Source organism: Candidatus Oleimmundimicrobium sp. (genome assembly GCF_030651595.1).
In the GTDB taxonomy this organism is placed as follows: domain Bacteria; phylum Actinomycetota; class Aquicultoria; order UBA3085; family Oleimmundimicrobiaceae; genus JAUSCH01.
On sequence record NZ_JAUSCH010000079.1, the window covers coordinates 1 to 1,160 of the forward strand.

The 1,160-nt window shown below is 34.2% G+C and carries 1 protein-coding gene; it reads right to left on the minus strand.

What is annotated here, in order from left to right; translation table 11 throughout:
- Positions 1 to 307 precede the first annotated feature (307 nt).
- Positions 308 to 1,160, minus strand: an 853-nt coding sequence (gene secY / locus Q7U95_RS04855) for a preprotein translocase subunit SecY (RefSeq protein ID WP_308752340.1), incomplete at its 5' end; no start/stop codon positions are given.

Consider the following 1,160-nt stretch of genomic DNA (forward strand, 5'->3'; position numbering starts at 1 on the left):
TCAGCATACAGCTAAAAATTTAAAACTAAAAGCGAAAAACCATAATTCAAAACTCAAAACCTTTTTTTCGCATAAAGTATTGTTTTTAATGTAGGGGTCGAATTTATTCGACCCGTGTTTTACGGGATTGATAAATCAAGCCCCTACATAATGAAAACTGATAACTTACAACCTATATTTTCAACAGGTAAACTGGTTAACCGGGTAACTAAATAATCTTGTAACTTGCCTTTTTCGTCAACCAGCTAACCAGGTAACTAACTAACCAACTAACCAATAAGCTAACGAATCAAATTAGTTTATAAAACTATTTCTTAATAAATCCTTCGTAATGCCTCATCAACATGTGTGATTCTATTTGTTGAACAGTTTCCAAAGCTACTCCTACCATAATTAATAAAGATGTTCCTCCGAAAGAGAAAGTGGTAATTCCTGTAACTTTTATTAAAATATTAGGCAGAATGGCAATTATGGCCAAAAACAATGCACCACTTAGAGTAATTCGAGTCATTATATGATCGATATAAATAGTAGTATTTTTCCCTGGTCTTATTCCGGGGATAAAACCTCCATACTTTTTCATGTTATCCGCCATATTGGCTGGGTTGAAGGTAATTGCTGTATAAAAGAAAGTAAACACTACAATTAAAAAAGCATACAAAATTAGATATAATGGCCTTCCCGGAGAAAGAGCCTCAGACATACTTCTCATAAAAGCTAAATTCTGAAAAAATTGTGCAATGGTAGCTGGAAAAAGCAATATTGCAGAGGCAAATATTATCGGAATAACTCCAGCTTGATTTACTCGTAAGGGGATGTGGGTCCCTTGTCCACCATACATTCTGCGACCTATAACTCTTTTTGCATACTGAACCGGTATTCTTCTCTGACCTTTTTGAATGGCAATAACTCCCCCAATAACAACTATAGAAATTATGAGTAAACTTACAAATGGCAAAATACCAATTTCTCCAACTTGTAAAAGTTTAGTGGTTTGCACGATCTGAGAAGGAATTTGTGCGATAATTCCAGCAAAAATAATTATAGAAATCCCATTACCGATACCAAAATCAGTAATTTCTTCACCTAACCACATTAAAAAGCAAGTCCCGGCGGTAAGAGTAATTAATAATAGAAATCTGAAACCCAATCCTGAAATC